Annotated in this window: 16 protein-coding genes; 13 read left to right on the top strand and 3 right to left on the bottom strand. The window is 69.1% G+C overall.

Translation table 11 applies throughout. The annotated features are described in order from the left end of the window. Positions 1-99 precede the first annotated feature (99 nt). The 9 genes from NAMU_RS05500 to NAMU_RS05540 all read left to right on the top strand — a co-directional run bounded on the left by NAMU_RS05500 (position 100) and on the right by NAMU_RS05540 (position 18,296). Positions 100-2,133, top strand: coding sequence for a hypothetical protein (locus NAMU_RS05500; protein WP_015746422.1), 2,034 nt, complete (start codon positions 100-102; stop codon positions 2,131-2,133). 5 nt (positions 2,134-2,138) lie between these two features. Beyond that, positions 2,139-3,785, top strand: a complete 1,647-nt coding sequence (locus NAMU_RS05505; RefSeq protein ID WP_015746423.1) for a type I restriction-modification system subunit M — start codon at positions 2,139-2,141, stop codon at positions 3,783-3,785. After that, positions 3,782-4,984 (top strand): restriction endonuclease subunit S, encoded by a 1,203-nt coding sequence (locus NAMU_RS29780; RefSeq protein ID WP_015746424.1) that lies wholly within the window; start codon positions 3,782-3,784, stop codon positions 4,982-4,984. Before NAMU_RS05505 ends, NAMU_RS29780 begins: the two co-directional genes overlap by 4 nt. After that, positions 4,985-6,091: a PDDEXK nuclease domain-containing protein gene (locus NAMU_RS05515; protein ID WP_015746425.1), complete on the top strand. Its 1,107-nt coding sequence runs from the start codon at positions 4,985-4,987 to the stop codon at positions 6,089-6,091. Between the two features lie 19 nt (positions 6,092-6,110). Continuing rightward, positions 6,111-9,311 (top strand): type I restriction endonuclease subunit R, encoded by a 3,201-nt coding sequence (locus NAMU_RS05520; protein ID WP_015746426.1) that lies wholly within the window; start codon positions 6,111-6,113, stop codon positions 9,309-9,311. Positions 9,312-9,461: 150 nt separating this feature from the next. Beyond that, a complete protein-coding gene (locus NAMU_RS05525; protein ID WP_041368470.1) occupies positions 9,462-10,499 on the top strand; it encodes a hypothetical protein in 1,038 nt (345 codons plus the stop codon). 40 nt (positions 10,500-10,539) lie between these two features. Continuing rightward, on the top strand, positions 10,540-11,499 hold the full coding sequence (locus NAMU_RS05530) for a ketopantoate reductase family protein (protein WP_015746428.1): 960 nt from the start codon (positions 10,540-10,542) through the stop codon (positions 11,497-11,499). An 88-nt stretch (positions 11,500-11,587) separates the two neighbouring features. Further along, complete coding sequence (locus tag NAMU_RS27050) at positions 11,588-17,191, top strand: DUF3320 domain-containing protein (RefSeq protein ID WP_015746429.1); 5,604 nt, start codon at positions 11,588-11,590, stop codon at positions 17,189-17,191. 418 nt (positions 17,192-17,609) lie between these two features. After that, positions 17,610-18,296, top strand: coding sequence for a trypsin-like serine peptidase (locus NAMU_RS05540; RefSeq protein WP_015746431.1), 687 nt, complete (start codon positions 17,610-17,612; stop codon positions 18,294-18,296). A 102-nt stretch (positions 18,297-18,398) separates the two neighbouring features. Here the strand turns inward: NAMU_RS05540 and NAMU_RS05545 are convergent, their stop codons facing one another. From NAMU_RS05545 to NAMU_RS05555, 3 genes are all read right to left on the bottom strand, one after another. Further along, entirely contained in the window at positions 18,399-19,781 is a 1,383-nt protein-coding gene (locus NAMU_RS05545) for an MFS transporter (protein WP_015746432.1), read from the bottom strand. Between the two features lie 136 nt (positions 19,782-19,917). Next, positions 19,918-20,586, bottom strand: a complete 669-nt coding sequence (locus NAMU_RS05550; RefSeq protein WP_015746433.1) for a 3-oxoacid CoA-transferase subunit B — start codon at positions 20,584-20,586, stop codon at positions 19,918-19,920. After that, complete coding sequence (locus NAMU_RS05555; protein WP_015746434.1) at positions 20,583-21,278, bottom strand: 3-oxoacid CoA-transferase subunit A; 696 nt, start codon at positions 21,276-21,278, stop codon at positions 20,583-20,585. The genes NAMU_RS05550 and NAMU_RS05555 overlap by 4 nt, the downstream gene beginning before the upstream one ends. A 97-nt stretch (positions 21,279-21,375) precedes the next feature. Here NAMU_RS05555 and NAMU_RS05560 point away from each other — a divergent pair, with 97 nt between their 5' ends. The 4 genes from NAMU_RS05560 to fusA all read left to right on the top strand — a co-directional run bounded on the left by NAMU_RS05560 (position 21,376) and on the right by fusA (position 25,812). Beyond that, the gene (locus NAMU_RS05560; RefSeq protein ID WP_015746435.1) at positions 21,376-22,353 is read left to right on the top strand and encodes a carbohydrate kinase family protein; all 978 of its coding nucleotides are present in this window, start codon (positions 21,376-21,378) and stop codon (positions 22,351-22,353) included. 378 nt (positions 22,354-22,731) lie between these two features. Next, a complete protein-coding gene (rpsL, locus tag NAMU_RS05565; protein ID WP_015746436.1) occupies positions 22,732-23,106 on the top strand; it encodes a 30S ribosomal protein S12 in 375 nt (124 codons plus the stop codon). 1 nt (position 23,107) lies between these two features. Then, entirely contained in the window at positions 23,108-23,578 is a 471-nt protein-coding gene (gene rpsG, locus NAMU_RS05570) for a 30S ribosomal protein S7 (RefSeq protein WP_015746437.1), read from the top strand. A gap of 137 nt (positions 23,579-23,715) precedes the next feature. Further along, positions 23,716-25,812 carry an elongation factor G gene (gene fusA, locus NAMU_RS05575; protein ID WP_015746438.1) on the top strand — a complete coding sequence of 699 codons (2,097 nt, stop codon included), beginning with the start codon at positions 23,716-23,718 and terminating at the stop codon, positions 25,810-25,812. Positions 25,813-25,815: the final 3 nt, after the last annotated feature.

Genomic DNA, 25,815 nt, shown 5'->3' on the forward strand with positions numbered 1-25,815 from the left:
CCGATAGCGTGATAACGGGGGTTATCACTTCCGCGATTGACCCGGCGAGCGCGGGACGGTTGACTGGTCGCAGCCGAGCTCGAAGGGGGATGTTCAACGATGTCTGCGTTGTCGGCAGTGGACCTTCGACTCGGGCTGGCCGACGTCGCCGCACTCGCTCTTGTGCAACGCCCGGTCGTCTCGGTATGGCGGACCCGTAGCACCGGTACCGACCACCCGTTCCCCGCACCCGTCGAGACCCTGGACGGTCAGGAGTGGTTCGACGGTCGGCAGGTAGTCGAGTGGCTCGAGGCCACCGGTCGAGGCAACAACCCCGAAGCACGAGCGGATTTGGCCGCGTTTGCCAGCATCGATGGCGGTTCGCCCGCCGGCGATCAGGAGGTCTTTTTCGGTCTGACCGCACTGCTGTGCTTGACGGCGATAGTCGGAAGCCCCTTCGGTGAGACGGCCGCCGGGGACATCCTGGACCTGGCTGACGAGGCCGACCCGGACAATGATCTGCTGTTCGGTGAGATCGAGGAGCTCGGCGGACGAATCGGCGCCCTGGCCCACTACTGCGACCTGCTGGTCGACGCGGCCTACCACCCCGCTGCGGCGTTGGAGAAGCTGATCGGCGAGCGATTCCGTCGCCATGTCCCCGCACAGAGCACAGTGGCCTTGACTGGGCCGGCCCACGAACTCATCGGGTCCGCCGCGATCGCACTGGCCGACGGCGCCGGGCACGAGTCGCTGACCGTTGTCGACCCGACCCCTGGCGGGAGCGATCTCCTCCTCGCGGTCGCCGAGCGGGCCGGCGCGCGTGACCTGACGGTGTTCACCGGCCGATCAAACGACGCGGCAGCCCGATTGGCCCGGCGCCGGCTGCGGGTACACGGCGTTCATCGCGCGGACGGAGCGGGTAGCGACGCTTCCGGCGACCAGCCGGACCAGGCGATCCTGCTCGCCCGATACCCGAGCCCGGGGCAGCCGGACGTGGCGGCGGCGGAGATGCTCAACGCCGTCACCGATCTGCTTCTCGGCACCACCCCCCAGCAGCGATTCCTGGTCGCAGCACCAGCCGCCGTGCTGACCGATCGGCTCCGTGATCCCGGGGCGCGAATGGCCAGGGACCGGCTGATTCGCTTCCCGACGCTGCGCGCGGTCGTGCGGCTGCCGGCCGGGCTGGTCGCGGCTAAACCGCGCGAGCGACTGGCATTGATGCTGTTCGGGCGTCGGCACGACCCATCACCCGACGAGCCGCAGATGCTCGTCGGTGATCTGAGCAACGCCGCGCTCAGCAACGCGGTGATCGACGACCTGGTAACCGACCTCGTGGCCAGCACCTCGTCGCCCGCAATCGCACGAACACACCCTTTCCGCTTCCTGCGCCCGGTCATGGTGCGCCGGGTCCTGGCCACCGCCGGTTCGATCGTCGAGGTCGTCGGTCCCGGTCAGGCCCGGCCGGTCTCTGGGGCCGACTTGGTGCTGCGCATCACGGAGATTGTTGAGGGCATCGCCCGCCCGCTGGCGGCGCCAACCGTGCCGGAGATGGCGGTGGCGAGCCATCTCCAGAACCTCATCCCGATCACCACGCTCGGTGCGGCCAAGGACCGCGGTGACGTTCGGATCCTGGCCGGGTTGCGGCTGGACACCGGGCTCGGCCCCGGCGGGGTTATCCTCCTGGGCGAGTCGGAAGTGTGCGGCGCCGCCCGCGTGGGGGATCGGACGGTCGATCGGCTCGCCGTGATTGCCCGCCATCCGGCGGTCCAGTTCACGGAGCCGGGCGACGTGGTCTTCACGAGCTCCCCGCGGCCGGGTGCGCTGGTCGATACCAACGGCAGCGCGGTCGTGACCTACCCCGCGCGGATTGCCCGCATCGCCCGCCCCGACTCCGGGCTGGCCGCCCGCCTGCTCGCCGCCGACATCAACGCGCGGCCGGAAGGAGCGAAGGCCTGGCGCGGGTGGCCGCTGCGTCGGCTTCCGTCCGACCAGGCGACGGTGCTCGACCAGGCCCTCGCGGAGATCGAGGAGTATCGGGTCGACCTCGAACGGCGCCGGCACGACGCCGAGGATCTCGCCCGGCTGCTGGCCCGCGGTGCCACCGACGGCGCTGTCACCCTGACCACCACAACCGAACCGACGAAGGGAACTTGACGACCATGCCGCCCCGCGGACGGAAGGCAAGTACGGCGGTCACGCCGGCTGTTTCGACACCACCCGCTGCCTCCACGATGAAGGAACTCAAGGACACCCTGTGGAAGGCCGCCGACAAGCTCCGCGGCTCCATGGACGCCTCGCAGTACAAGGACGTGATCCTTGGCCTGGTCTTTCTTAAGTACGTCTCCGACGCGTTCGACGAGCGGCGGGAGCAGATCCGGGCCGAGCTCGAGGCCGACGGGATCGATGAAGACCAGATCGACGGTTTCCTCGATGACGTCGACGAGTACCGCGGCCACGGGGTGTTCTGGGTCAACCGGGACGCCCGCTGGTCGTACCTGGCTCAGCACGCCAAGGGCATCCCGGCTGTCGGCAACGAGCCGCCTAAGCAGGTCGGACAGCTGATCGATGAGGCCATGGACTACCTGATGGACGCGAACCCATCGCTGCGGGCCACGCTGCCGCGGATCTACAACCGCGACAACGTTGATCAGCGCCGCCTCGGTGAACTGCTCGACCTGTTCAACAGCGCCCGGTTCACGGGACAAGGCGCAACCAAAGCCCGCGACCTGTTGGGTGAGGTGTACGAGTACTTCCTGGAGAAGTTCGCCAAGGCCGAGGGCAAGCGGGGTGGCGAGTTCTATACGCCGGCCAGCGTGGTCCGGGTGCTGGTCGAGGTGCTGGAGCCGACCCGGGGCCGGGTGTACGACCCGTGTTGCGGGTCCGGCGGCATGTTCGTGCAGACCGAGAAGTTCCTGGAGGCCCACCACCGGGAGGGCTCCGAGATCTCCGTCTACGGGCAGGAACTCAACGAGCGCACCTGGCGGATGGCCAAGATGAACCTGGCCATCCACGGGCTCAGCGGCAACCTCGGACCGCGGTGGGGCGACACTTTCGCCCGTGACATCCACCCCGATGTACAGGCCGACTACGTGCTGGCGAACCCGCCGTTCAACATCAAGGACTGGGCCCGCAACGATAAGGATCCCCGCTGGAAGTTCGGCGTTCCGCCGGCCGGCAACGCCAACTACGCCTGGATCCAGCACATCATCTCCAAGCTTGCCCCCGGCGGCTCCGCCGGCGTGGTGATGGCCAACGGCTCCATGTCCACCCAATCCGGCGGGGAAGGTGCCATCCGCGCCCAACTGGTCGAGGCCGACCTGGTGTCCTGCATGGTCGCCCTGCCCACCCAGCTATTCCGGTCCACCGGGATTCCGGTCTGCCTGTGGTTCTTCGCCAAGGACAAGACCGTCGGTACCGGCGGGTCGGTGGACCGGTCCGGGCGGGTGCTGTTCATCGACGCGCGGTCAATGGGGAACATGGTGGATCGGGCCGAGCGGTCGCTGTCCGACGACGACATCGGTTTGATCGCCGGGACATTCCATGCGTGGCGGGGGACAGCCTCGGCGCGAGCGGCGGGGCTGGAGTACGCCGACAAGCCCGGGTTCTGTTACTCGGCGACGCTGGCTGAGATCAAGGCCGCCGATTACGCGCTGACGCCGGGGCGGTATGTGGGGGCGGCGGAGGTCGAGGACGACGGGGAGCCGATCGAGGAGAAGATCGATCGCCTGACGAAGCAGTTGTTCGACCAGTTCGACGAGTCGGAGCGACTGGCCAAGGTCGTTCGCCAACGGCTGGGACGGCTGTGAACGGAATCGAACCTCGCACTCTGCCCAGTCTGCTCACCTTCATCGTCGATAACCGAGGCCGCTCGTGTCCCACCGAGGCGGAGGGCTTTCCTTTGATCGCGACAAACTGTGTCAAAGACGATAGTCTTTATCCGGTGTTTGAGAACGTACGGTACGTTTCGCAGGCCACCTACCGCGATTGGTTTCGCAGTCATCCAGAGCCGGGTGACATCGTCTTCGTATGTAAGGGTTCGCCGGGACGAATCGCGATGGTTCCGGACCCAGTGCCGTTTTGTATCGCGCAAGACATGGTGGCGTTGCGTGCGAACTCTCGAATCGTGAATCCGCACTATCTATACTATGCCCTCAAGAATCAGGAGGTGCGCGCTCGAATCGAGAATATGCATGTCGGGACAATGATTCCTCACTTTAAGAAGGGCGATTTCGGAAAGCTGCACCTGGACGTTCATGTCCGATTGTCCGATCAGATGGCGATCGCGGAGGTGCTGGGCGCGCTCGACGATAAGATCGCCGGCAACTCCAAGATGGCTTCGACTGCTGGCGAATTGGCTACGGAGTGCTTCCGTGATGTATCTATTGATGCAACGTTCGATGAAACGACTTTTGAGAAGGTGGCCGCTATCGGTGGAGGTGGAACACCTTCCACGAAGGTGCCCGGGTATTGGGACGGGCCCATCGCCTGGGCAACGCCGACTGACCTGACGGCACTGCCTGGCCCGTACTTGGAGCGCACGGCTCGATCGATCACCCTGTCTGGTCTGGACAACTGCGCGTCGGCACTCTTCCCGCGGGGCGCCATTCTGATGACCTCGCGCGCTACGATCGGAGCCTTTGCGATTGCGCAACGGCCGGTGGCGGTCAATCAAGGATTCATTGTCGTCGTTCCCGAAGATCCCCAGATGAAATGGTGGCTTTTCCACACGATGCGTGACCGGGTCGACGAGTTCATCTCGCATGCTAATGGGGCGACCTTCCTGGAGCTGAGTCGGGGTAGGTTCCGAAGCCTTCCGGTTCGGGTCCCCGCCGGGCGTGTCCTGCGGGCTTTCGATGAGCGAGTGGAGGCAATCCATGCGGTAGCGCGACACGCACTGGTCGAAAATACGGAGTTGGCCGAACTTCGCGACACTCTCCTCCCGCACCTCATGTCCGGCAGGCTCCGCGTCAAGGACGCCGAAAAGCAGGTGGAGGCGGTGGTGTAGGTGTCCGCGAACGACCTCCCAGATCGCACTGGCTTCCCGCCGACCCCGAGCCACGTCGGCCTGCCCGGGTGGTACCCAGAACTGCTGGACTCGGTCGCCGGTCGGATCACCGCTGGCCGGCAGCGGGCGACCGGGGCGGTCAACCGGGAGCTGGTCCTGAGCTACTGGGCGATCGGCCGGGACATCCTGGACCGGCAGGAGCAGGAGGGCTATGGCACCAGGGTCATCGACCGGCTCTCGGCCGACCTCAAAGGGCGGTTCCCGGACGCTAAAGGGTTCTCGCCGCGCAACCTGAAGTACATGCGGAAGTTCGCCGAGGCCTGGCCCGACCCGGCAGTTGTGCAAGGGACCCTTGCACAACTGCCGTGGTGGTCCCAGATCGCTCTGATGGAGAAGCTGCACGACCCTGAGCAGCGGCTTTGGTACGCCGCCGAGGCCATTGAAGCGGGCTGGAGCCGGGACATCCTGGCCCTGCAGATCGACCTCAAGTTGCACGATCGCAAGGGCCGGGCGATCACCAACTTCGCCGGCACCATGCCGCCCGCCGACTCGGACATGGCCCAGCAGGCGACCAAGGACCCGTACGTGTTCGACTTCCTCGATCTCACCGAGCGCAGCCGAGAGCGGGAGCTCGAGACCGGGCTGGTAGAGCACGTCGGGAAGTTCCTGCTCGAACTCGGGCAGGGATTTGCCTTCGTCGGCCGGCAGGTGCGACTTGAGGTGGACGGCGAAGAGTTCTACTGCGACCTGCTCTTCTACCACCTGAAGCTGCGGCGATACGTCGTCATCGAACTCAAGGCCGTGAAGTTCGAGCCCGGCTTCCTCGGCCAGTTGGGCATGTACATGGCTGCGGTCGACGACCTGCTCGCCCACCCGACGGACGAGCCGACCATCGGGTTGATGCTCTGCAAGGGCAAGAACGATGTGGTCGCCGAGTGGGCGCTGCGCGGCTACTCCTCGCCGATCGGCGTCTCCGACTGGACCACCGCAATTTCCACCGCGCTGCCGGACGACCTGGCATCGAGCCTGCCCAGCATCGAGGAGATCGAGGCCGAGCTGTCCGATCCGAGTTCGAGCCAGACGGACAACAGCGACACCACGGACTGAACGAATAATTGGGGGCACGATGGGCTTACACGGGGGAATGAGCGAGAGCGAATGGGAACAGCTCGCTCTGGACACCTTGGGCGAACTCGGCTGGCAACCAGTGCACGGCAAGGACGTCGCACCGGGCAGTGGAGAGCGGGAGAAGTGGGAGGACCTGCACATCCCGTCCCGCATGCTGGCCGCGATGCGAAGGCTGAACCCGGAGGTGCCCGAGCAGTATCTGCAGCAGGCGCTTGCCGAGATCGTCACGCCGACGTCAAATGACGCGATCACCGAGAACTACCGGCTGCACATGGCGGTCGCCGAGGGATACCGGGGGATCACCTACATCGATCACGATGGCGCCGAACAGAATCCGACGATCCGCCTGGTCAGTCAGGACCCCGAGGCCAACGACTGGCTCGCCGTCGGCCAGGTCACCATTTTCCAGGGGGAGTTCGAGCGTCGCTTCGACATCGTGCTGTACTGCAACGGAATGCCGGTGTCCATCGTCGAACTCAAACGGGCCGGCAGCAAGTACGCCGATCTGGCGTCCGCTCACACGCAATTGCAGAACTATCTCGGGCTGTTCCCGATGGCCTTCCGTTTCTGCGTCTTCACCATCGTCTCCGACGGCATCACCGCGAAGTACGGCACCCCCTTCACCCCGCTGCACCACTTCTCGCCGTGGAACGTCGACGAGCACGGCGCCGTCGTCAATCCTGGCGACCGCGACGCGCAGGGCAACGCCGACACCGCCATCGAGGTCGCCCTGCACGGCCTCTACACCCACGACCGCTTCCTTGACCTGCAACGCAGTTACACCGCGTTCGACGAGGGCGCCGAAGGCTTGAGCAAGCGCATCGCCAAGCCGCATCAGTACGTCGCGGTCAGCAAGGCGCTCGCCAAGACAATCGACGCGGTCGAGAGCGACGGGAAAGCAGGCGTCGTCTGGCACACCCAGGGCTCCGGAAAGTCCATGGAGATGGAGCTTTACACCAACCTGGTCATCACCGCGCCGAAGCTGCTCAATCCCACCGTCATCGTCATCACCGATCGCACCGAACTGGACGGCCAGCTGTTTCAGAGCTTCCGGGTCAGCCGCCTGCTGCCCGAAGAACCCCAGCAGATCCGTCGGCGATTGGAACTCCGCGACGAACTGTCCAACCGGATCAGCGGCGGCATCTACTTCACCACCCTGCAGAAATTCAGCAAGACCGGCGACGAGAAGCTGTCCGGTTCGGATCACCCCCTGCTGTCCAATCGCCGCAACATCATTGTGATGGTCGACGAGGCGCACCGCAGCCACTACGACGACCTTGACGGCTACGCCCGGCACCTGCGCGACGCGCTGCCGCACGCCACCCTGATCGCGTTCACCGGCACCCCCATCTCCTTCGACGACCGCAACACCCGCGACGTGTTCGGCGACTACGTCGACATCTACGACCTGAGCCGAGCGGTCCAGGACGGCGCCACCGTGCCGGTGTACTTCGAACCTCGGCTGATCAAGGTCGGCCTGGCCGAGGGCGTCACCCAGGAGCAGCTCAACGAAGCCGCCGACCAGGCCACCGAAGGCCTGGACGACGTCGAGCGGACCAAGATCGAACAAGGCGTGGCGGTGATCAACGCGGTCTACGGCGCGCCGGCCCGGCTGCGTGCGCTCGCCGGCGACCTGGTCGACCACTGGGAGCAACGGCGCACCGCGATGCGACCGTTGATCGGCGCGCACGGCAAGGCGATGATCGTCGGCGGCACCCGGGAGATCTGCGCCCGGCTGTACGAGGAGATCATCGCGCTGCGCCCGAACTGGCACTCGCCCGACCTGCACCAGGGCGTCATCAAGGTCGTCTACTCGTCGGACTCGTCCGACACGGGACTGATCGCGAAGCACCGACGGCGCGCGAGTGACAACGCGACGATCAAGCAGCGGCTCCGCGAGGTCGACGATGAGCTCGAATTGGTCATCGTCAAGGACATGATGCTGACCGGTTACGACTCGCCGCCCCTGCACACCCTGTACCTGGACCGCCCGCTCAAGGGAGCGCTGCTCATGCAGACCCTGGCCCGGGTCAACCGCACATTCAAGGAGAAGGACGCTGGGCTCCTGGTCGGTTATGCGCCGCTGGCCGACAATCTGCAGCAAGCTCTGTCCGAATACACCCAGCAGGATCAGCAGAACAAACCGCTCGGCCGGGACACCGGAGAAGCCGTTGTGCTGGTCAAGGAACTGCTGCAGGGCATCGAGACGATGCTGGCCGGCTTCGACTGGCGCAGACTCATCGTTCCTCGCCAGCCCAAGTCCTACGCCATCGCGGCGACCGCCACGGCGAACTACCTGCGGAGTCCCGAGACCCCAGGCAATCAGGTCGCCGAGGGTGAAGAACCACTGCGGTCGCAGTTCCGGCAAACGGCCGGGCGGCTGACCCGGGCTTGGGCCTTGGCGGCCGGCGACCCCGGACTGGCGGACCAGAAGTGGGACGTGCAGTTCTACGAAGAGGTTCGCATCTACATGGGCAAGTTCGACGCCGACGAACGCCAGGCCAACGGCGAGCCGGTCCCCGAGGAGATCGAGCTGCTGCTCTCGTCGCTGATCGCCGAGTCGACCGCATCGGGCGAAATCATGGACATTTACCAGGCGGCCGGGATTCCGAAGCCGTCGCTGTCCGACCTGACCCCGGATTTCGCCCGAAAGGCGCAGCAGGCCCGCAACCCGCACCTGGCCATCGAGGCGCTGCGTAAGCTGGTCGCCGAGGAATCGGGCAAGGTGTCCCGGCATAACCTGGTGCGCCAGCGGGCGTTCGGCGAACGAATCGCCGAGCTGATGATCCGGTATGCCAACCAGCAGCTGACCTCGGCCGAGGTGATCGCCGAACTGGTCGCCATGGCTCAGGAGATCAAGGCCGAAGCGGGGCGCGGGCAGCACTTCTCGCCCCCGCTGGACGAGGATCAACTCGCGTTCTATGACGCGGTCGCGCAGAACCCCTCCGCGATCGACGTGCTCGGCGAGGGCAAGCTGGCCGACATCGCCCGGGACTTGGTCACGGTCATGCAACGCGACATCCGCACCGACTGGACCGTTCGCGAGGACGTTCGGTCCCGCCTGCGGTCTTCGATCCGCCGGCTGTTGGCGATTCACAAGTACCCCCCGGATAAGGCCCAGGGGGCCATCGAGTTGGTCATGGAGCAGATGGAGTCGATGGCTCCGAGGTACTCGGAGCAGCGTCGGGCCGGCTCGTAGACGCCGCGGCGCTTTCGCGCCTCGCCTAGGCCGACGGCAGAACGGCAGGCGCCCGATCCGGGGCGAGCCGAGAAGGAGCGCAGACTTGGTAATCCTGCGGCGACTGCTGGCGACACGCCGCCGCCCGCCGGCACTGGCATCATGGGCCAAGTGAGCAGCCGCCCGCCGTCGCGCCGTCACCTGGAGGCCGTGCCGGATCCCTCGACGCACGCCGGGGCTCGCCGGGGCAAGACCGGGTCGGCGTTGAGCCTGTCCGACCGATGCGAGCCGGCCCCGCCGGTCCGTCGTCGGGATGGCCGCCCCACGACCGCGCAGCCGGCCGACCCGCTCCGGACGCCGGCCGCGCACGGCGCCCCGGACCCGGCGTCGGAGGACATCACCGCGGCCGACATCTGTCGACTGCTGGCCGACCTGGGGGCACCCGCCGACCTCACCCAGGCAGTGGCGGAGTTCGGTGACGACCTGCCGGCGCTGGCGACCTGGTTGCAGGAGATCGGCGCCTTCGGTGCCCCCGGTGACGTGCTCGAACCCATGCTGGCGCAGTGGACCGACCTGCTTGAACCGGGTGTCGGCGCGCTGGCCGCCGAGATCTGCGCTGGCGAGTTTCTGCACTCCTTCCACGCGGCCGCCGACGGTTCGCCGTGCCAGATCGACGCCATGGACTTCCTGCTCCGCGAAGTCGCGGCGACCGGTCGGCCGGAGGCCCTGGCGATGTGCCGGTGCCTGGCCCACCTGGGACCGCCGGTGGTCCGGCCGACCGCCCGCCGTAGCGCGCAGGATCTGCTCGAGGCCGGCCTGGCCGACCAGCCGTGGGTCGCCGACCTGGACCGGGCCGAGTTCGCGGCCGCCTTCGCCTACGTCGAGGCAGCTCAGGAATCCCTGGTTCTCGAGTTCCGGCGGGCCGACACCGGCCATGCCGTGGTCGTGGTCGTGGACCACCGTCGTGGCGGTGGCGTCCAGGACCTGTTCGTCGTCGACGACGCCCAGGTGCTGCGTCGCGAGGTCCGTCAGGCGGCCACGACCCGCGGATTCGCGATCACGCCGCTGCCCGCGCCGCAGGCGGCGGCCCGGTTGCAGGCGGCGCTGGCGGCCCCGAGTTGTGCCACCGAGCCGGACGAGATCGTCGGCGTCGGCGTTCATTTGCCGCTGCTGCAGGACCGGCTGACCCGGCTGCCGACGTCGGGCTGACCCGGTCGGGCCGGGCTGGTGTCGGGAAAGGACTGACCAGATGCGCATTCTCGTAGTCGGGGCGGGAGCCGTGGGCGGTCTGTTCGGCGGTCTGATGGCCCAACACGGCCGGGACGTCACGTTCCTGGTCCGCGCGCCGCGGGCCGCCGCCCTGGCGGCGGACGGCCTGCAGCTGGTGGGCATCCCGGGGGGCCCGCAAGACCAGGTCCGCGCCGTCCCGGTCGCGGTCGTCACTGCCGATCAGCTGTGCGAGGCGGGCCCGTTCGACATCGTCTTGCTCGCGGTGAAGGCCTACGACCTGGAATCGGCGATCGAGGCGATCGCTCCCGCGGTGGACGCGGGAGCGGCGGTGCTGCCGCTGCTCAACGGCATGCGCCATATCGACCGATTGACGGCGCGGTTCGGTGCCGAGAACGTCCTCGGCGGCTTCGCTTTCGTCTCCGCCTACCTGGACGAGCAGGGCCGGATCGGCGCCGGACCGGTGCCCGCCGCCCTCACCTATGGCGAACTGGACGGGTCGAGCACTGACCGGGTCCGCCGCTTCCACGAGCAGGCCGACGGGTGCGGGTTCCGGGTCACCCTGTCCACAGCCGTCCGCGACGAGATGTGGGCCAAGTGGGTGTTTCTGGCCGCGTTCGCCGCGCTCACCATCCTCTCCGGCGGCTCGGTCGGGGAGACGGCGCGCGCGCCCGGCGGCCCGCGCACCGCGCGGGCCCTGCTGGCCGAAACCGCGTCGGTGGCGCAGGCCGCCGGCCACCGGCCGTCAGCGGAGAAGGTGGCCGGCGACCTGGCCGTGCTGACCGCGACCGATTCGCAGAACCGGGCCTCCATGGACAAGGACCGGTTGGCCGGACGGCCGGTGGAGAGCTCGGCGATCATCGACGACCTGGTCGAGCGGGCCGACGCAGCCGGCCTGGACGTCCCGCTGCTCCGGGCCACCCAGGCGGCGCTGGGCGTCTATGTCACCCGGCTGGCCGACGCCGCGGCGGCCGCGGGGTGAGTGCAGCGGTCATCCTGCGGCGGGGGACCGTCGCTGTGTCAGAGGCGGATGGAACGATGAGATCTCAGCCATGGCACGAGGGAGACGCATGCCGGACGGACCGACGCCGACGCTGAGCTCGGCGCAGGCGGACAAGCTCGGCCGTCAGCTCGACGCCTGGCGCCGCCAGCTGGTGGCCCTGGACCGCCGGCAGCGGCAGCTCTACTTCAAGCACACCCGCACCGCATCGTTGGAGCTTGTCGATCCGGGTCCGGACGACCTGGCCATCCTGCTGTCGGCCCGACCGACCCGGCTGTTCACCCGGGTGCCGGAGCCGAGCCTGCCGTTGGCCGTCGACGCCCCCAGCACACCGACCCCGGCACCGACCGCACCGGCCACCCCGGACACCAGCCGCGCGCAGTACGGGCGGCCGGTCGAGCACGGCATCGAGGTCGCCGACAAACGCCCCGCCGAGCTGGAGGGGTCGCTGCGTCGGCTGGACGTCATCGCCCGCCAGTTGTACGCCGACCGCGGTTTGTGGACGCTCTACACCGGCCTGTTGATGCTGCAGTGGATCGACCCGGACGACAACGCCACCGTCACCAGCCCGGTCGTGCTGGTTCCGGTCGAGCTGACCCGAGCGGCCCGCGACCAACCGTTCACCCTGCGGCGCAACGACGAGGACCCGGTGCTCAACCCCACGCTGCGGCTCAAGCTCAGTGAGCTGGGGATCGAGCTGCCGGCCTTCGACGCCGACGATCTGGACCTGGCCGGGCTGCGGACGGCCATCACCCAGGCGATCGGCGATCGGCCCGGCTGGGCGGTGCTGGACCGGTCGGTGCTGACCACCTTCAGCTTCCAGAAGGAGGCGATGTACCGGGATCTCACCGACAACGCGGCGAGGATCCTGGCCCACGCCCAGGTCCAGTTGCTGGGTCTGGGGCCCGACGCCCCGGCCTCCGGAGAGCTCGCGTTCGACCCGCCCGACCCGGCCAGCCTGGACCAGCAGTATCCGGCCGAGGAGCTGGCCAGCATCCTGGACGCCGACAGCAGCCAACGAGCGTGCATCGTCTCGGCCCGCGATGGGCGCAGCTTCGTCATGGACGGCCCGCCGGGCACCGGCAAGAGCCAGACGATCGCCAACATCATCGCCGAGTTGATGGCCGCCGGGAAGACGGTGCTGTTCGTCAGCGAGAAGGCCGCCGCGCTGGACGTGGTGCGAGACCGGTTGACCCAGGCCCAACTCGGCTCGTTCCTGTTCGAGCTGCACTCGCACGCGGCGACCCGCAAGAACGTCGTCGACGACCTCTACCGCACGCTGCAGCAGCAGGTGGCCACCAAGGCGCTGTTCACCGACAACGACCGCCGGTTGCTCGTCGCGATGCGCGAGCAGCTCACGCAGTACGCCACGGCGATGAACGAGGTCCGAGAACCGCTGGGTCGCTCGGTGTTCGGTGTGCTGGGCGAGCTCAGCGAGCTTCCGCTGGTCGCCCGCTCACTGCCCACCGCGGACTTCTGGGCCGCCCTGGACGACACGACACTGCGCCGGATCGCCGACCGGGCCGACACCCTGTCCCGGAACTGGCGCCCGGTGCTCGACGGGGAGGCGTTCGGCTGGCGAGAGCTGGCGCAGGACAACCACACCGAGTTCACCATCGCCGAGCTGATCGCCGCGGTGACCGATGCCGCGTCCTCCGCCGATGGCGTCGCCATGATCGGGGCCAGCGTCGACGACGACACCGGGCTGGTGCTGCCGATGAGCCTGCCCGCGCTGCGGGGCCGGGTGCGGCTGCTGCAACTGGCCGAACGGCGCCCGCCGGTGGCCGACGCCTGGTTGTTCCTGCCCGACCTGGCCCCGGTGGTCGAGCGGCTCGCCGCCCGAAAGTCGTTGGGTGGACAGCTGACCGCCGCGCGAGCCGAACTGGGCGGGATCGTCGGCCCGCGGGCGGCACAGGTGGACGACCCTGCGCTGGAGGTCCTCGCCGGTCTGCGGGAGCTGATGTGGGCCCCGACGGAGACGACCACCACCGACGTCGCCGGCGGGCTGCTGGACTTCCTGGACTCCGCCCCGGCCCGGCTCGCGGGCATCGATGAGGACGCCATCCACCTGGCCGGGCTGCTCGGGCTGCCCGACCGAGGACTCACGCTGGGCCGGGCCCGGGCGTACGCCGAGTTGGCGCTGCTGGCCGAGAACCCGGCCAAGCCGCAACCCGGCTGGCTGAACCCGGCGATGCAGGCGGCGGTCGGGGAGTCCATGACCGTGCTGGGTCCGCTCACCGATCTGGTCCGCCAGCACGAACGCAGCATGCGCGAGGTGTTCACCGACGAGGCCCTGGGTCTGGACCTGGCGGCGCTGAACACCCGGTTCCGCGAGTCGCACCACGGATGGGGGCGCTTCTCCGGTCAGTCCCGGGCCGACCGGCGCACCCTCAAGGCCGTCACCGTCCGCGGCAAGGTCGACAAGCGGGTCATCGAAAGGCTTCCCGACGCGGTGGCCTGGCAGGCGGCGACCCGCGAGCTCACCACCAAGGAGCAGCAGTTCGCGCCGCCGCTGGGTCGGGCCTACACCCGGTTGGATACCGACTTCGCCCGGGTCGGCAACGCGTTGGAGACGGCCCGTCGGGCCGTCGGGCTGGCCGGCGCGGCGGTCGACCCGGCCCGGCTGGCCCGCCAGCTGGCCGACGGTGGGACTCCCGACCCGGGGCTGACGTTGGTCGCCCGGCGGTTGACCGATCGGGTCGCCGACTGGATCCGGTCCACCACGGCGGCGCTGGATCAGCCGGCGGTGCGGCAGATCGAGCACCTGTCGTTGGCCGATACCGCCCGCTGGTGCACCGACCGGGCGGCGGACCTGCGCGAACCGCTGGCCGCGGCCGGGCAGGTGGCCGACCTGTGCGGCCGGCCCATCAGCCTGGCCCAGGCGCGGGCCGCGCTCACTGCCGCCCGCCGCCGGGCCGAATACGAGCGAGCCATCGAGAGCACCCGCGCCCAGGACGAAGAGCTGCTCGGGCCCGGTTACACCGGGGCCGACACCGAGTGGGCGGCGATGGATGCCGCGATCGAATGGGCCCGTCAGGTGCGCGAGGTCGCCGGTGGGTCGGTCAGTCCGGCGACCGCGGAACGGCTGTCGTCGCTGACCCTGGACTCGGGTCTGCTCGGCGGGGCCATCGAGGACTGGGAACGGGCCCGCGACCGGGTGCTGGCCGCCTTCACTGAACCGCGGGCCCGCGAGCTGGCCGCCGACCTCGAGCTGGATCTGCGCCAGTCGGCCCAGGCCCTGCGCGAGATGGCCGACAGCGCCTACGGGGACATCACGCAGTGGTGCACCTTCGCCCAGCAGCGCACGGCGCTGACCGACCTGCACCTCGGCCCGGCCGTGCAGGCGGTCGCCGACGCCCAGACCCCGGCCGAGCAGGTGCCCGGCGCGATCGAGGCCGCCGCCCTGCGAGCCTGGCTGGACACCACGATCGAACGGGACGAGCGGCTGCACCGCTACCAGGCGGCCGAACGCGATGCCCTGGTCACCCAGTACCGGGAGCTGGACCGGCGGATCGTCAACCAGGCCAACACCCTGGTCGCCGCCCGCTGCGGCGAGCGGCGGCCGCGGTCGTTGACCGGCCGGCCGGCGCAGATCATCACCCGGGAGGCCAACAAGAAGACCCGGCACAAGCCGATCCGGCAGCTGCTGGACGAGGTCGGCAGCCTGGTCACCGAGCTCAAGCCCTGTTTCATGATGAGCCCGCTGACCGTCTCGATGTTCCTCACGCCCGAGATGCGCTTCGACGCGGTCATTTTCGACGAGGCCTCGCAGGTGGTCCCGGCGGACGCGGTCAACTGCATCTACCGCGGGGACCAGCTGATCGTGGCCGGGGACCAGAAGCAGTTGCCCCCCACCGACTTCTTCGCGCGGGCCGAGGACGCCGACTTCGACGTGGCCGCCGACGCCGGCGAGGGGCAGCTGCCGGACCCGGCCGCGCTGGACACCTTCCAGTCCGTGCTGGATTTGTGCAAGGCCGCTGGCGGGCTCAGCTCGCTGCCCCTGACCTGGCATTACCGCAGCCGGCACGAGGACCTGATCACCTACTCGAACTACCGGTTCTACGACGGCAGCCTGCGCACCTTCCCCAGCGCCGCGTTCGACAGCGCCGACCTGGGCGTCGAGCACTTCCTGGTCGAGGGCCGTTACCGCCGCGGCGGACCCCGGGACAACCCGGTGGAGGCACGCAAGGTCGCCGAGCTGGTCGCCCACCACGTGCACACCCGACCCCATCTGTCCCTGGGGGTGGTCACCTTCTCCACCGCGCAGGAGGACGCCGTCCGGGCCGCGATCGAGGCGTCGGACGAACCGGAGGTCGCCGAGCTGCTCGAGCAACACGACCGGCTCGGCGGGTTCTTCGTCAAGAGCCTGGAGAACGTGCAGGGCGACGAGCGGGACGTGATCATCTTCAGCATCGGTTACGGACCCGACGAGCACGGCAAGTTCACGATGAACTTCGGCCCGCTGAACCGCGAAGGTGGTTGGCGACGGCTCAATGTCGCGATCACCCGGGCCCGGCGCCGGGTGGAGATCGTCAGCTCGTTCGCCCCGGCCCAGATCACCGGAGTCAGTTCGGCCGGGCCGCTGCACCTGCGCGGCTACCTGGACTTCGCCGACCGCGGTGCGGCCGCCCTCGCGCACGACGCGCCCGCCTCGGGCGGCGACGCGGAGAGCGTCTTCGAGGAGCAGGTGGCCCAGGTGATCCGGTCCTGGGGTTATCCGGTGCACACCCAGGTCGGGGCGGCCGGATACCGCATCGATCTGGCCGTGCTGCACCCGGACCGTCCAGGAGAGTACCTGCTGGGTGTCGAATGTGACGGCGCCGCTTACCATTCCGCGCGCACGGCGCGCGATCGCGACCGGCTGCGCGAGCAGGTCCTGGTCGGCCTGGGCTGGCGGATCCACCGGATCTGGGGTTTGAGCTGGTGGCGCGACCGGTCCACGCAGCAGGACCGGCTGCGGGCGGCCATCGAGGCGGCCATGCAGTCCACCGACCGGGCCGGCGTCGACGATGTCACCCACACCGGCCGCAGCCATCCCGCTGACGAGTCCTCGGTGACCGAAATCGCGCGTGCCGCCATCGAATTCGACGAGCTGGATCCGCCGGCCGTGCCCAGCTGGGCGCAGCCGTACCGGCCGGCGGCCCACCGCGGGTCGGAGCGGCAGGCCGATCCACGTTCCCCCGAGGCCCGTCCCGCCCTCCGTCGCTTCTTCGAAGGCGCGCTGCGGGCCGAGGCCCCGGTGCACGAGACGGTGCTGCTGGCCCGGTTCCGGGAGGCCTGGGGGATCGGCCGGTTGGGGGCACAGGTTCGGTCCAACGCCGAGTACGTGCTGTCCCGGGTGCGGGTCGACGGCCAGGAGGTCCGGCGGGACCCGGCTGGTTTCTACCGGGTCGACGGCGCGCCGCTGGCGGTCGTCCGGGTGCCCACCGAGTCCACGACCGTCCGTCCGGCGCTGGCCATTCCGCCCGAGGAGATCGACCTGGCCGTCGTCGGCACCGTCCGCGACGCCATCGTCATCGAGGAGGACCAGCTTCCGGTGGCCGTGGCCCGGTTGTTCGGCTGGCAGCGGACCGGGCCGGACATCCAGAACACCATTGCCGCCTCGCTGTCCCGGATGGTGCAGCAGGGCCGGGTGCAGCGCAACGCGCGGCGAGAGCTGCGGCTGGGCGACTGACCGACCGCCCCGGATCCGGGAGTGCCCGTCCGGGAACCCGTTCGGCCCAATCTGTTCATTTCGGGTATTTGACTGCGCCGTCGGGTCATCGGAGGAGGGACAGGCAGTCGGCGCGGGACACGGTGTTCCGCACCCACCGAAGGGGGTCAGCGATGGCGAGCAGGGACACCGGCAGAGACAGCGGCGCACCGGAAGTCGATCCACACCAACCGGTCTCCAGCCAGGCCGAGGGCGCCGATCCGGACGTGGTGCTCGAGGAATCGGTCAGCGACGCGCCCGGGACCGGGCGGGGCGCCGTGGTGGATGCGGCCGGGGCCGTCGAAGCCGTGGGCACGGTGGCCGCGCAGGCGCTGTCCTTCGACGACGTCGTTCCGGACCTGACCGGACTTCGGCCCATCGGGAGGCCTCGTACGGGCCGATGCTGGGCCCGGAGACCGTGCACGGCCCGGACAACCGGATCCAGATCACCAACACCGCCGCCTACCCGTGGAGCGCCCACGCGTCCCTGCTGATCACCGCCCGGGACGGGTCGCGCTGGATCGGCACCGGCTGGTTCATCGGACCGCACACGCTGGCCACGGCCGGACATGTGGTCCACATCAAGAACAGTGGCGTGGCCGGCCGCGACGGGTGGGTACAGAGCATCCAGGTGATGCCCGGCCGCAACGGCGGCGCGCTGCCGTTCGGCTCGGTCACCACCGCCAACCTGCGATCGGTGAGCGGGTGGACCAACGATGGCAATCCCGAGTACGACTACGGAGCCATCATCCTGCCGACCGACCTGGGCAACCAGACCGGCTGGTTCGGTCTGGGCGCCTACACCGACAACACCCTGCGCGGATCGACGGTGAACATCTCGGGCTACCCGGGGGACAAGCCGGCCGGAACCCAGTGGTACCACTGGAATCGCGTCGCCGACGTCGGAGCCCGCAAGGTCTACTACGAAATCGACACCGCCGGCGGGCAGAGCGGCAGCGCGGTCTACCGGGTGGTCGACGGGGCCCGGTACGGCGTGGCGGTGCACGCCTACGGCGGCTCGGCCACCAACAGCGGTACCCGGATCACCACGCCGGTGTTCAACAACCTGGTGGCCTGGAAGGCCTGATCGCCCGCCCGCGCACCACGACCGGATCGAACCGAGGGTCCCGGTCCGGCTCGTGGTGCGCGGGGCGGGCGGACGGCTCGCGCCCGGCCCGGGAGGCAACCGCTAGCGCTGGGCCGGCACCGACGCGGCCTGGTCTCGCTGGAAGGCCGGGTCGTCGGCCAGGTCTCGGTTCTTGGTCTCCGAGTAGGTGCCGACCGCCGCGATCGTCAGCAGCGAAGCCACCGAGACGTACACGGCGATGGCGTAGCCGGTGCCGAAGCCGGTGTAGAGCGCGACCGCGATCAGCGGCGCCAGCCCGCCGGCCAGGATCGAGGCGAGCTGGTAGCCGACCGATACGCCGGAGTAACGGACCCGGGTGCCGAACAGTTCGGACAGGAACGCCGCCTGGGGGCCGTACATCGCGCCGTGGAACAGCAGGCCGCCGACCACCGCGACCACGGTGAGCGGGAAGCTCTTGGTGTCGATCAGGAAGACGAACACGAACGACCACACGGCCACCCCGACCGCCCCGAACAGGTACAGCGGTTTGCGGCCCACCCGGTCGGACAGGGCGCCCCAGAGCGGGATCGTCACGAAGTGCACGGCCGCGCCGATGAGCACCGCGTTGAGCACGAACGAGCTGGACGCGGTGTGCTCGGGCGGATTCTTGGTCAGGTAGGTGACGATGACGACGGTGAAGATGTAGTACGAGACGTTCTCGGCGATCCGGGCGCCCATCGCGGTGAAGACCTCACGCGGGTACTTGCGGAACACCTCGACGATCGGCATGTGCGACTTGGTGCCGGCCGCCTCGCTGGTCGCCGCCTGTTCCGCGGCCTGCCGGAACACCGGCGACTCCTCGATGGACAGCCGGATGAACAGCCCGATCAGCACCAGCACCGCGGACATCAGGAACGGGATCCGCCATCCCCAGGACAGGAACGCGTCCTCGCTCTGCACGAGCGCGAGCAGGGCCAGCAATCCGTTGGCCATCAGCTGGCCCAGCGGTACCCCGGCCTGCGGCCAGCTGGCCCAGTACCCGCGCCGCTCCTTGTCCCCGTGCTCGGACACGATGAGCACCGCGCCGCCCCATTCGCCGCCGAGGCCGAAGCCCTGGACCAGGCGCAGCACGATGAGCAGGATCGGCGCGGCCAGCCCGATCGCGTCATAACCGGGCAACAGGCCGATCAGGAACGTCGACAGCCCCATCATCAGCAGGCTGATGACCAGCAGCTTCTTGCGTCCCAGGATGTCTCCGTAGTGACCGAAGACCAGGCCGCCGATGGGGCGGGCAATGAACCCGATGGCGAAGGTGCCCAACGCCAGCAGGACGCCGACCGCCGGATCACTGGCCGGGAAGAACACTTTCGGGAACACCAGAGCGGCGGCCACGCCGTAGAGGAAGAAGTCGTACCACTCCACGGTGGTACCGGCCATGCTCGCGCCGACCACCTTGACGATGGTCGATCGGCTCGGCGTGGCGGCTGGGGGCTTGGGGTTCGTCATTGATCCTCCGTGCTGGGGGCGATGTCGGCGTCGTTGCCCGGGTGATTCCCGATGCGACGCTAGAGCCACCCGCGCCCGGAAGTGATGTGCCGATCACCCATGCCTTTCCGATGATGTATGTGTCGGCACCACTGCCTCAGCTGATCGCGACCGCCAGTCGCGACCGGAGCTCATCGATCGAGATGCCGTAGGTCTCGCGGACCCGAACGCCGTCCGCGCTGATCAGGAAGACGGCGTGGTCGGTGTAGACGCGGCTGACGCAGCCGAGTCCGGTGAGCGGATAGGTGCATTCGGGGACGAGCTTGGGCCGGCCGTCCCTGGTGAACAGCGACATCATCACGAACACGTCCTTGGCCCCGTTGGCCAGGTCCATCGCGCCGCCGACGGCGGGGATGGCGTCCGGTTCGCCGGTGTGCCAGTTGGCCAGATCGCCGCGACCCGAGACCTGGAAGGCGTCCAGCACACAGATGTCCAGGTGACCGCCGCGCATGATCGCGAAGGACGCCGCCTGGTCGAAGTAGGCCGCCCCGGGCCGCTCGGTGACCGGGATCTTGCCCGCGTTGACCAGGTCGGGGTCGATCTGGTCGCCAGTTGCGGCGGGCCCCATGCCCAGCATCCCGTTCTCGGTGTGCAGGATGACGCCGCGCTCGGGGGGCAGGTGGTCCGAGACGGTGGTCGGCAACCCGATGCCCAGGTTGACCACGGCGCCCCGCGGGATGTCCCGAGCGACGGCGGCGGCCAGCTCGGCACGGGACAACGGGGTGTCCCGCATCGGCGGGCCCGGTGGGGTCGTCGACGCGCTCATCCGGCTGCTCCTTGCGGGTCGGGGGTCGCCGCGGGCGGGCAGCGGACCAGCCGGCGCACGAAGATTCCGGGGGTGACGACGGCCTCCGGGTCGAGGCCGCCCGGCTCGACGATCTCGCTGACCTGGGCGATCGTGGTGGTGGCCGCGGTCGCCATGATCGGACCGAAGTTGCGCGCGGTCTTGCGGTAGACCAGGTTGCCCATGGTGTCCGCGCGGTGCGCCTTGATCAGGGCGACGTCGGCATGCAAGGGCAGCTCGAGGATGTAGTCGCGGCCGTCGATGGTGCGCTGCTCCTTGCCCTCGGCCAGCAGGGTGCCGACGCCGGTGGGGGTGTAGAAACCGCCGATGCCGGCCCCGGCCGCCCGGATCCGTTCGGCCAGGTTGCCCTGGGGCACCACCTCGAGTTCGATGGCCCCCGCCCGGTACAGGCGGTCGAACACCCAGGAGTCGCTCTGCCGGGGAAAGGAGCAGATAATTCGACGGACCTGGCCGGCGGCCAGCAGGGCGGCCAGCCCGTGATCGCCGTTGCCGGCGTTGTTGCTGATCACCGTGAGACCGGTTGGGCCGGCCCGGCGGACTGCGTCGATCAGTTCCACCGGCTGCCCGGCGGACCCGAAGCCGCCAATGAGAATGCTGGCCCCGTCAGGTATTCCGACCACCGCTTCGTCCGGAGTGGCAGCAATGACGGTCATGCTCGGGATCCTTCCGACGCGGTCACGATTCCGCACGACAGAGAGAGCCTGCCCGACGCCGGTTGACGCGGTCGCGCGCCGGCCCTGGGATGGGGTCATGGCCACCGTAGGACCGGACGTCGTGGTCGTCGGCAACGCCGGCGTCGACACCAATGTGTATCTGCCGGCCGGGGCCGCGCTGGCCGACCTGGTGCGGACCGAGGGCCACTTCGCCTCCGACCTTGACTACGTCGGACACCCGGGCGCGTTCACCAGCCGCGGGTTCGCCCGGCTCGGGCTGCGCACCGCGTTCGTCGGACACGTCGGGGCCGATCCGCTGGGGCAGTGGGTGCGCGCCGAACTCGCCGCCGACGGCATCGACCTGACCGGAGTGGGCGTGGACCCGGCCGGCACCGCCCGCAGCGTGAACCTGATGTCCGCGGACGGCTCCCGGGTGAACTTCTACGACGGCCGCGGCCACCAGGACCTGCGCGTCGACCCGGTGGCCGCGGCCCCGTGGTTCGCCGGGGCCCGATTGGCGCTGTTCCATCTGCCGAACTGGGCCCGGCACCTGGTTCCGGTGGCCCGGGCCGCCGGCGCCGTGGTGGCCTGCGATCTGCAGGACGTGCACGATCCGGACGAGCCGTACCGACGGGATTTCGTCCGGGGCGCCGACATCCTGTTCGCCTCGGCCGCCCACCACGACGATCCGGTCCCCATGCTGGCGCGGCTGCTGGCCGGTGGGGCCGGCCTGGTGGTCTGCGGCCGCGGTCGGCGCGGCGTCCTGGTCGCCTCGGCGCGGGGGGTCGAGAGCTTCCCGCCACCGGAGCTGGACCTGCCGATCGTGGACACCAACGGAGCCGGTGACGCGCTGGCCGTCGGCTTCCTGGCCGCCCACGTCCTGCAGGGGCGGCCCATCGCGGCCGCGGTGCTGCGCGGTCAGCTGGCCGCCCGCTGGGCCTGCGCCCAACGGGCCAGCAGCTCCGCGCCGATCGATCCGGCCCAGCTGGAGGAGATGCTCGCCCGCCTCGCCGGCCGGGCTGCCGCCGGGGCCCCGCCGGGCGCAGACGGGCGGGTGCCGGGGCGGACCGGGTAAGATCGGTGGACGAAGCACCCAGCGCTGAGGTTCGACTTGCCCCCGGGGCGGCATCACTGCCGCGACCGGACCGGGAGTGGGACCGGCGAACACCGATCGACCGCGGTCGGACGTTCGTTCAGCCCTGACCGCCCAGCCAGGCGATTTGCCGGCACCCGAGTCCGACGGGTAGCCTGATCGACCGGCCCGGTCCTGCTGGGTCGCTGTCGTGTGCCCAGGATTCGATAGGGTCCCGGAACGCCCGGCAGCACTCGCAGTCACCCTCGGCCGTGTGTGCGATCCAGCCCGCTGGATCAGGCAATCTGCCGGGGCCCGTACAGGAACGAACACAGATCGGCCCCAGCACGGCCTCGTCGCGAAGGAAGAAGTCAGCAGCGCATGCCCACGATCCAGCAGTTGGTCCGCAAGGGCCGCACCGACAAGATCGGTAAGACCAAGACCCCTGCCCTCAAGGGCAGCCCCCAGCGGCGTGGCGTGTGCACCCGCGTCTACACCACGACCCCCAAGAAGCCGAACTCGGCGCTGCGCAAGGTCGCCCGGGTCAAGCTGACCAGCCTGGTCGAGGTCACCGCCTACATCCCCGGCGAGGGCCACAACCTGCAGGAGCACTCGATCGTGCTGGTGCGCGGCGGCCGGGTCAAGGACCTGCCGGGTGTGCGCTACAAGATCGTGCGCGGCGCGCTGGACACGCAGGGCGTGAAGAACCGGAAGCAGGCCCGCAGCCGCTACGGAGCCAAGAAGGAGAAGAGCTGACATGCCCCGCAAGGGACCCGCTCCGCGTCGGCCATTGGTCGCCGATCCGGTTTACAACTCGCCCCTGGTCACCCAGCTGGTGAACAAGGTGCTGCTCGACGGCAAGCGCTCGATCGCCCAGTCGATCGTCTACGGCGCGATGGAAGGCGCTCGGGAGAAGACTGGCGGCGATCCGGTCGTCATCCTCAAGCGTGCGCTGGACAACGTCCGCCCCGCGCTGGAGGTCAAGAGCCGCCGCGTCGGTGGCGCCACCTACCAGGTGCCGATCGAGGTCAAGCCGGCCCGGGCCACCACCCTGGCGCTGCGCTGGCTGGTCGGCTACTCCAAGGCCCGCCGCGAGAAGACCATGACCGAGCGGCTGATGAACGAGCTGCTGGACGCTTCCAACGGTCTGGGCGCCTCGGTCAAGCGGCGCGAGGACACGCACAAGATGGCCGAGTCGAACAAGGCCTTCGCGCACTACCGCTGGTAGGACACGGCGCAGCGCCGGACGGGAATATCGCACCCCTGTTCGGCGCTGTACGTGTGCTGCCCTCGCCGCATGGAACATGCAGTGCGAGTGTGCGGCGCACCCCCCTTTTGAGCTACTGAGACGAGGAAGAAGCCACCGTGGCCACCAACGCCCTGGACAAGGTCCGCAACATCGGGATCATGGCGCATATCGACGCGGGCAAGACCACCACCACCGAGCGCATCCTGTTCTACACCGGCATCACGTACAAGATCGGCGAGGTCCACGAGGGCGCCGCGGTCATGGACTGGATGGAGCAGGAGCAGGAGCGGGGGATCACCATCACCTCCGCCGCCACGACCACGTCGTGGAAGGGTCACAAGATCAACATCATCGACACCCCCGGGCACGTCGACTTCACCGTCGAGGTGGAGCGGTCGCTGCGGGTGCTCGACGGTGCGGTGGCGGTCTACGACGGCGTCGCCGGGGTCGAGCCGCAGACCGAGCAGGTCTGGCGGCAGGCCGAGAAGTACAAGGTGCCGCGGATGTGCTTCGTCAACAAGCTCGACCGCACCGGAGCCAACTTCTTCCGCTGCGTCGACATGATGGTCGAGCGCCTCGGGGCCACCCCGCTGGTGCTGCAGCTGCCGATCGGCGCCGAGGGCGACTTCATCGGTGTCGTCGACCTGCTGCAGATGCGGGCCCTGACCTGGCGCGGCGAGACCGTCAAGGGCGAGGACTACGCGGTCGAGGAGATCCCGGCCGACCTGCAGGCGCAGGCCGACGAGTACCGCGAGAAGCTCATCGAGACCGTCGCCGAGAACGACGACGAGGCGATGGAGGCCTACCTCGCGGGCGAGGAGCTGTCCCTGGACCAGCTCAACGCGGCGATCCGCCGGGCGACCATCGCCGGCAAGCTGAACCCGGTCGTGACCGGCTCGGCGTTCAAGAACAAGGGCGTCCAGCCGATGCTCGACGCGGTCGTGGCCTACCTGCCGTCGCCGCTGGACATCGGGGCCATCGAGGGCACGCTGACCGACGGGGTCACCCCGGCCGAGCGGCAGCCCGACCCGGACGCCGAGTTCGCCGGCCTGGCCTTCAAGGTCGCCACCGACCCGCACCTGGGCAAGCTGACCTTCGTCCGCGTCTACTCGGGCACCCTGAACTCGGGCAGCCAGGTCGTCAACGCGACGAAGGACCGCAAGGAACGGATCGGCAAGATCTACCAGATGCACGCGAACAAGCGTGAAGAGCTGGCCAGCGTGCACGCCGGCGACATCTGCGCGGTCATGGGCCTGAAGCAGACCACCACCGGGGACACCCTGTCCGACCCGCAGCACCAGATCGTGCTGGAGTCCATGACGTTCCCGGAGCCGGTCATCTCGGTGGCCATCGAGCCGAAGACCAAGAGCGACCAGGAAAAGCTCGGCACGGCGATCCAGAAGCTGGCCGAAGAGGACCCGACGTTCAAGGTCAAGAACGACGAAGAGACCGGTCAGACGGTCATCTCCGGCATGGGCGAGCTGCACCTGGACATCCTGGTCGACCGCATGCGGCGCGAGTTCAAGGTCGAGGCCAACATCGGCAAGCCCCAGGTCGCCTACCGCGAGACCATCCGCGGCACCGTGGAGAAGTACAGCTACACCCACAAGAAGCAGACCGGTGGGTCCGGCCAGTACGCCAAGATCCTGATCACCATGGAGCCGCTGGACCTGGAGTCCGCCGACGGCGCGACCTACGAGTTCGTCAACGCGGTCACCGGTGGGCGTATCCCCAAGGAGTACATCCCCTCGGTGGACGCCGGGGCCCAGGACGCGCTGCAGTACGGCGTGCTGGCCGGCTACCCGATGCTGGGGGTCAAGATGACCCTGGTCGACGGTGCCTACCACGAGGTCGACTCGTCCGAAATGGCCTTCAAGATCGCGGGTTCCATCGCGACCAAGGAAGCCGCCCGGATGGCCAAGCCGGTGCTGCTCGAGCCGCTGATGAGCGTCGAGGTGGTCACGCCCGAGGACAACATGGGCGACGTGATCGGCGACCTGAACTCCCGCCGTGGACAGATCCAGTCCATGTCCGAGCGCTCCGGCGCCCGGGTGGTCACCGCGCTGGTGCCGCTGTCGGAGATGTTCGGCTACGTCGGCGACCTGCGCTCGCGCACCCAGGGTCGCGCCTCGTACTCGATGGTGTTCGACCGTTACTCCGAGGTGCCGGCCAACGTGGCGAAGGAAATCATCGCCAAGGCGACCGGCGAGTAGGTC

This window comes from Nakamurella multipartita DSM 44233 (assembly GCF_000024365.1).
GTDB lineage: Bacteria > Actinomycetota > Actinomycetes > Mycobacteriales > Nakamurellaceae > Nakamurella > Nakamurella multipartita.

Coding starts and splice junctions, on each gene's coding strand:
- NAMU_RS05530 (WP_015746428.1), top strand. CDS start 10,540: ATGCGCATTCTCGTAGTCGGGGCGGGAGCCGTGGGCGGTCTGTTCGGC.
- NAMU_RS05555 (WP_015746434.1), bottom strand. CDS start 21,278: ATGACCGTCATTGCTGCCACTCCGGACGAAGCGGTGGTCGGAATACCT.
- NAMU_RS05560 (WP_015746435.1), top strand. CDS start 21,376: ATGGCCACCGTAGGACCGGACGTCGTGGTCGTCGGCAACGCCGGCGTC.
- NAMU_RS05520 (WP_015746426.1), top strand. CDS start 6,111: ATGGGCTTACACGGGGGAATGAGCGAGAGCGAATGGGAACAGCTCGCT.
- NAMU_RS27050 (WP_015746429.1), top strand. CDS start 11,588: ATGCCGGACGGACCGACGCCGACGCTGAGCTCGGCGCAGGCGGACAAG.
- NAMU_RS05500 (WP_015746422.1), top strand. CDS start 100: ATGTCTGCGTTGTCGGCAGTGGACCTTCGACTCGGGCTGGCCGACGTC.
- NAMU_RS05545 (WP_015746432.1), bottom strand. CDS start 19,781: ATGACGAACCCCAAGCCCCCAGCCGCCACGCCGAGCCGATCGACCATC.
- NAMU_RS05540 (WP_015746431.1), top strand. CDS start 17,610: ATGCTGGGCCCGGAGACCGTGCACGGCCCGGACAACCGGATCCAGATC.
- NAMU_RS05505 (WP_015746423.1), top strand. CDS start 2,139: ATGCCGCCCCGCGGACGGAAGGCAAGTACGGCGGTCACGCCGGCTGTT.
- rpsG (WP_015746437.1), top strand. CDS start 23,108: ATGCCCCGCAAGGGACCCGCTCCGCGTCGGCCATTGGTCGCCGATCCG.
- rpsL (WP_015746436.1), top strand. CDS start 22,732: ATGCCCACGATCCAGCAGTTGGTCCGCAAGGGCCGCACCGACAAGATC.
- NAMU_RS05550 (WP_015746433.1), bottom strand. CDS start 20,586: ATGAGCGCGTCGACGACCCCACCGGGCCCGCCGATGCGGGACACCCCG.